General features: G+C 68.2%; 1 protein-coding gene. It reads left to right on the top strand.

Annotation, left to right across the window (positions count from 1 at the left end):
* Positions 1-475 (top strand): DUF2278 family protein (locus tag RM844_RS32370; RefSeq protein ID WP_311671019.1); only part of this gene is annotated, 475 nt, incomplete at both ends.

The following is a 475-nucleotide window of genomic DNA, read 5'->3' as shown; positions in this document are numbered from 1 at the left end:
ATCTGACCCAGTGCAGCGCAGCCGGCGGCGAACTCTACGCCTTCGGTGCCAAGTTCGACCGCAACCTGCACAAGCCGATCGATGCCGAATTCGGCAACACCGACGGTCTTCACGGCGTTCACGACATCCACATGAATCAGGGCAACGTCGGCGCCCACAGCGGCGACAACGGCGCATTCCACGACGGCGGGCTCCTGCTGGCCTTCCCCGATCGGGTCGTCGGCATTCTGCTGGCGTTCCAGACGCAGCAGGTGCCCACCGACGTGGTGGGTGACGCGGCACCGGGCGCGCAGCCGCTGTCCCGGTTGATCGGGCACCCGGGCCCGGGCGCACTGGTCGGTCTGGGGGCGGCATACCTCGAGCGGGCGCTGATCAATCCCGTAGGCCCGGACCCTGGACATGAGGCCGTTGTGATCGGCAACCGCGCCACCACGGCAGTGTCGCTGCATGGCTGGCGGCTGGTCGATCGCAACGG

This window comes from Streptomyces chisholmiae (genome assembly GCF_031845445.1).
Classification (GTDB): Bacteria; Actinomycetota; Actinomycetes; order Streptomycetales; family Streptomycetaceae; genus Streptomyces; species Streptomyces chisholmiae.
The sequence above is the reverse complement of the archived record's forward strand: the minus strand, read 5'-3'. Positions and strand labels throughout refer to the sequence as shown.